Consider the following 5,634-nt stretch of genomic DNA (forward strand, 5'->3'; position numbering starts at 1 on the left):
TGTGTGTTCTCTGGGTCGATTTTCAGCCCCTTTAGGTAGTCCTGGGCAATGCGGCCCATGACCTCGTTGGTTACCTTCTCTTTTTCCTCGACCGGAAAAGCCAGCGCAACGTGCAGCACCGCCTTGCCCAAAGCAGGGCGCATAGCCCGCACCATGTCAAAATCAGCCGCCATGTGGGCGGCGCTGTCGGTGCGTACGCCGTACGCGGCCAGCACCTCGGCCCCTTTGTCGGGGGTCTTCTCCTGCAGCACGTACTGGCACATGGCCCCGAACGACTTGTTCACCTTCACCTTGCCAATCATGACGCCTCGCCCGTGAGGCGCTTTAACAGGTGGTGCATCTGCCCGAGCACCGTCGTAGCTCCTGCCCGTTGGTCCTGCTGCAAGTGGGCCAGCTTGGTGAGCTGGTTCAGGTTGGCCGCCATGCCGGCCAGCTGCGCCAGCTGCCGGGCCTCCTCGGGGGTAGGTGGGGTCGGCAATCGGGTCGCCGTGTGTTGCTTGAACCACACCGACCGTAGCACCTCGCCTTGGCTGAGCTGGTGGCGCTCGGCTTCTCGCGTCAGGCGCTCGTGCTCGGCATCTGTGAGCCGGACGCTCACCACGTGGCGTTGCTTTTCCGCCTGCGGGCTGGGCTTACGGCCGCTTTTGCGGGGGCGGTGGGGGGTAGAATCAGAGGTAGATAAGTCAGCCATACGAGTGGTCCCCGAAGGGGCAAGTGTAGTGAGCCCGGAGGGCGAACGGGTTTGCTGGATTGCGCGAAGCGCGATTCAGCAAACACATCTTGCGAACAACAACTGAACGACCACCGCTCACGCCTCAAGGTACGGGTTTGGGGGCACATGGGCAAGTGTGTAGTAGAAGACGAGTACTAGCATTGTATCCCCTATCTTCGCCCCACTTGCACGGTAAGTCACCCAGCCGGCTTTGTCTGAAAAGACGAAGCCCCGAGGCTGGCCGGCCTTGGGGCTTCAGGAAGTGGGTGGATCTAGCACCCTTACTCCCAATCGCAATATGGGTAAACGTGCAAAAGCGAAACCAGCTGGTCAGATTAGTTGGTTCCGCATCTCCCTGGAGCTGCTCAAAGCAGCCGTCGGGGGAGCAGTCCGCGCCGTGATTAGTCACTGGCTCGGGCATCCGTAGGATAACGGCGATCAGGGTTTCGGCCCTGGTCGCCGTTTGTGCTTCTACGCAAAGCAGAGCACCAAGGACACAGCGAAGATACGGAGTTTAGGCAATGCGTTGTACTCGGGTATGCCCATCTCCCCTACTGCCCGTCTTTCCGCGCTCAAAAAAGCACATAAGCGCAACAAAAGGGAATATAAACTATTGATTACTAGTTATATAGTATAAATTGAATATTTGCAAACAACTGGCTTACAGGTCTTTTGCTGTTTTTGTTTGGCCTGCGGTTATCCACACGATTTAAAAACTTTTTCCTCGCGCGAAACAACAATTGTTGTATTTGTATCTATTTGTTCTATTTGAGGGGGTCATAAGTAATTGATTTTTAGCCGTTTATAGCACTTTCAAACCACCTTTCGTGTGTTTCAAACCACCTTTCGTGTGTTTCAAACCACCTTTCGTGTGTTTCAAACCACCTTTCGTGTGTTTATCAACCACCTTTCGTGTGTTTCAAACCACCTTTTCAAACCACATATGTTTTAATAGGTGGTTTTATTCGTATAATTGCGTTCAAATCAGCCATATACAGCCAAATGAATAAGGAATTAGAAATTCGTCAGCATAACGCTCTAACCAATGCCCGCTATGAATACTCAGAATTACAGTTAGACTTATTCTTCTTCATTATCTCTAAACTTCATAAAGACGAGAAGGGCACTGTTTACAAGCTAGATATAAGAGAGTTAGCTAGCCTAACGGGCAAACGTTACAACGGCGCTTATCTACAAAAAGCAACGGCTGATATGGGCTCGCGCATGTTGGAAGTAGAGGATGATAAAGAGTACAGGCAGATATGGATGTTCCAGCAAATCCGCTACATCAAAGGCGAGGGAATTATTGAATTTGACCTGACGAAGTACGTTCTACCTTACTTGTTTCAACTCAAAAACAACTTCACTAGCTATGAGCTAGCCGCTGCCCTTCGCCTTACTAGCAAGTATGCTAAGCGTATCTATCAGTATTGTAGCCAATGGAAAGACGTAGGAGAAACCAAAAAATATGACATCGAAGAGTTCAAGAAGATGCTTGGCCTGCTTGATAGCAAAGGCAATGAGAAGATGGAGCGAATTAGCCAGTTGCGAGAGAAGGTTTTAGACGTAGCTGTCAAGCAAATTAATGAGCATACTGAGTTGAATATTAGTTACAAACTGGAAAAGCGGGGCAAGACATTTAAGAGTATCTTGTTTACCGTCAAGTCCCAAGCCCTTGCTGAAACCATTCCCTTCGACCTGGTGGCCACTGCTCAGCCTCTACCGGGCGTGCAGCAAAGTCACTACGACAACGCCGCCCGCATCCTCGACGAGCTGCGCATCACCGACACCAAGCACCGCCAAACTATCCTGGCCAGCGCGGCCCACGTGGCGGAGGTCAACCGCTACAACCACGACTTGAAGACCGGCAAAATCAAGCCCTCCCGCAATCCGGGGGGCCTGCTACTCGTGCGCCTGGGCCTGGTAGCCCCCAAAACTCCTAAGCCCGTTGCCTAATCCTTCTTGGCAGCTAGCTTCCCTCTCCTGCTATGCGACAAAAAATCTACCTTGAACTCATCGTTCTCAAGCCAGAAAATGCGGTGCACCTCACCGAAGCCGAACAGAATGCCATTCCATGCCTCTTTTTGCTCGCTCAGGAGGCCGAAAAGCGTATGATGGCCATAGAGTATACCCCGGGGTCTAAACGTGCCACCAGGGAAAGAATTATCGCCATTCACCTGCGCGCTTACGCTCGTCGCTACCAAATCCTCAGTTACTGAGACTTCGATTTTATACCGTCGCTACCATCTCACCCAGTTGGCTAGTAGATTATCACATATCAACTTAATTTACACCGCTTAGATGCATACAGCTTCCTATCCAATAGTTAAAATTCCGGCTCGTATTACTGAAATAAGCCGTAGTCTCCCTACGCCGCCAGACAAACCCATACCCCCTAAGCATCCAGACAAGCCGACGCTTCCAAGTCTAAAACCACCTAATGATTCCAATTCTGGTGTCGGTTGTTTACTAGTAGCTGTAGTGATATTCGGTATCGCCCTAATTATCCAAGGAAATAGTCGAAAATCGGGGAGCGACTTTGTAATTGCAATAGGTGTAGGAATACTTATCTGTGCTCTGTGGGGTTGGATCAAACTACAAAGCCAAGCGACAATAGATAAAGCGAAAGCTTTAGCAGAAGCTGAGGCTACCTATAGGAAAGAATTAATTATATATCAAAATAATCTTTCTAGATATAATACATATAATAAACAAGCTGTTGAACGCGAACACGAAATTACCAATAAAGGATATGAGCAAAAACTACAACAGTACAAAGTAGACGTTCTTAATAATAATTTTCTATTTAATTACAGGACACCAATCCTTAACTCATATTTAAAATCAATCAAAAAACCGCAACCATATACCGGACAATCTTATAAAAAAGGAGTAAGCGAAGATTTTTTTGTAAATACACTAAAAATTCATTTTGCTGATGATGCACCAGATGATACAAAAGAACAAATAACCAAGATATTGACTAATTACGTCTTACCCTTTGATAACTCTTCGAGACCCTTCATGCCTGATATTATTATCACTTTATATGGGTTAGAATTTGTTTTTGTAATTGAAATTGATGAGCCATATGTCGGTAGCAATGGACAGCCAATTCATTATACAAATAGCAGCGATTATAAAAGAGATAAGTTTTTCACTGATAATGGATGGATTGTAATACGCTTTACAGAATTTCAGATTATAACACAACCAGATGAATGTGCATCATTTATTAAACAGACTATCATAGATATAGTAGGATTGCATTATAAAACTGGTTCAATCACAGCATTTAGTTATGATATTAATAATGACAAAATCCAAGCTGGCAACTTAATAGTTGTACCACAATGGACAGAGAAAGAAGCGTATGCTATGGCCTTTAAGCGATACAGGAACTCTTACTTGCCGCCAAGCCTATCTAATAAAATTACAGAAGAACAATACATCAACGAAGATTTATCAGGATTTAAACACAACTCTATTAATTCTTTTGATGACGACGACAACGATCTGCCGTTTTAATATTAATAGAGCCTTATCAAGAACCTTTGAAGGCTTTTTAAAGATGTTTTTATACTTTAATAATAACATCTAATAGTGAAGCTTTTCATCGGATCAAAAATAGGGAGAGCAATAGAACTCTACTTGCACTTTGCACACTGGTACCTAGGGGAAGTACTTCTTTACCGCCTTCGGGTTGTCCCGCTTTAAGGCCCAATAGCCCTTGGTTAACCAATCCAGCGTGGTTTTCTGCTCGGCCTGCTGCTGTTGAATCAAGACAACCTGCGCCTCGGCAATGTCTTTTTGCTTCCACGCATAGCAGCTTAGACAGACTAGGCTCAAAACCAGTATAATCACTCCGAACGCTAACCGCCCACTGGTAAAGCCCCACACTTGGTTCTCCACTGGCACGCTGCGCGGAATCTGGGCAATTACCTGCTGCAATTGCGCCATACCTGTGGTGAGTGCTGTTTCCACCTTAGCGGGCGTGGCTAGGTGCGGCTGAATGGCCTCGGCTACCCCTTTGTAGTTGATGGTGAAGCTCACCTCTTCCTTCACTTGAGTCAGCAATTCGTCCAACTCGGCCCGACTGACGGGCTTGCCTTGCTCCAGGCTGCGCTTGTTTAGCGCCTCAATACCCCGGCGCAACGCGTTAATGTCTTGTAGTAGCTCTTGCATAAGTAGTTACGTAAACGTTAATCCCCCATTTCAAAGCCTCGGGACTGCTGCTTGCCGCGCTGCTGCTGACCCTGCCGTTCCTTCGCCTGGGCGTATTCGGCCGCTAGCTTGGCCAGCGCGTAGTCCTGGCCCACCTGCTGCCACGCCTGGGCCGGGTCGTGCCCGAGCTCGCGGGCCTGGGCAAAGCCCTTGTCCAGATTGCCGGCGCTGTACTCGCGGCCAACCTGGCTGCCCTTCACCCGGTGCCCGTCCTGCTCGAATACCACCCCGGCCGGGCTCCCATCCTTGCGCCGCGTCAGTTCCAACCCGATACCGCGGGCCTGTAGCAGCCCGCCCAACTCGTCAAAGCTGCGGGCCTGGCCCGCCGTGTAGCCCAGGGCGCGGCCAATGTCTTGGCGGGCGCGGCTCCACTCAGCTGACTGTTCCTCCTTCGCAGTCGTGGCCTTCGCCTGGGCCGGGGTCGGGCCAATTTCCAGCGCCTGCTTACGGCCTACCTGGTCGGCCACGATCAGCCCGTAGTCCTGCTCGATGCGCTTGCACACGTCCACACTGCGCGAACGAATAAACTGGTCGCTCACCGTCTGCCCGTCCAGATCCACCCGGTTCACCACCAGGTGCATGTGCGGGTGAGTCTTGTCCTGGTGCCGCACCACGGCCCATTGTGTGTTCTCTGGGTCGATTTTCAGCCCCTTTAGGTAGTCCTGGGCAATGCGGCCCATGACCTCGTTGGTTACCTT

General features: G+C 49.5%; 7 protein-coding genes. 3 read left to right on the forward strand and 4 right to left on the reverse strand.

Features of this window, described 5'->3' with window-relative positions; genetic code table 11:
* Positions 1–302: relaxase/mobilization nuclease domain-containing protein (locus J4D97_RS22605; protein WP_432207232.1), on the reverse strand; the 302-nt coding region annotated here is incomplete at its 3' end.
* Complete coding sequence (locus J4D97_RS22610) at positions 299–691, reverse strand: plasmid mobilization protein (protein WP_208309566.1); 393 nt, start codon at positions 689–691, stop codon at positions 299–301. The genes J4D97_RS22610 and J4D97_RS22605, both read right to left, overlap by 4 nt.
* 1,023 nt (positions 692–1,714) lie before the next feature.
* Between J4D97_RS22610 and J4D97_RS22615 the strand changes: the two genes are divergently transcribed.
* From J4D97_RS22615 to J4D97_RS22625, 3 genes are all read left to right on the forward strand, one after another.
* On the forward strand, positions 1,715–2,668 hold the full coding sequence (locus J4D97_RS22615) for a replication initiation protein (protein ID WP_208309567.1): 954 nt from the start codon (positions 1,715–1,717) through the stop codon (positions 2,666–2,668).
* A 32-nt stretch (positions 2,669–2,700) separates the two neighbouring features.
* The gene (locus J4D97_RS22620; protein ID WP_208309568.1) at positions 2,701–2,931 is read left to right on the forward strand and encodes a hypothetical protein; all 231 of its coding nucleotides are present in this window, start codon (positions 2,701–2,703) and stop codon (positions 2,929–2,931) included.
* Between the two features lie 82 nt (positions 2,932–3,013).
* Positions 3,014–4,240 carry a hypothetical protein gene (locus tag J4D97_RS22625; RefSeq protein WP_208309569.1) on the forward strand — a complete coding sequence of 409 codons (1,227 nt, stop codon included), beginning with the start codon at positions 3,014–3,016 and terminating at the stop codon, positions 4,238–4,240.
* 144 nt (positions 4,241–4,384) lie between these two features.
* On the opposite strand, the gene J4D97_RS22630 is transcribed toward J4D97_RS22625, so the two are convergent.
* Together J4D97_RS22630 and J4D97_RS22635 are read right to left on the reverse strand one after the other, a co-directional pair.
* Entirely contained in the window at positions 4,385–4,897 is a 513-nt protein-coding gene (locus tag J4D97_RS22630) for a hypothetical protein (RefSeq protein WP_208309570.1), read from the reverse strand.
* A 17-nt stretch (positions 4,898–4,914) separates the two neighbouring features.
* Positions 4,915–5,634 (reverse strand): relaxase/mobilization nuclease domain-containing protein (locus tag J4D97_RS22635; protein WP_208309571.1); only part of this gene is annotated, 720 nt, incomplete at its 5' end.

Source organism: Hymenobacter defluvii (assembly GCF_017589435.1).
Classification (GTDB): domain Bacteria; phylum Bacteroidota; class Bacteroidia; order Cytophagales; family Hymenobacteraceae; genus Hymenobacter; species Hymenobacter profundi.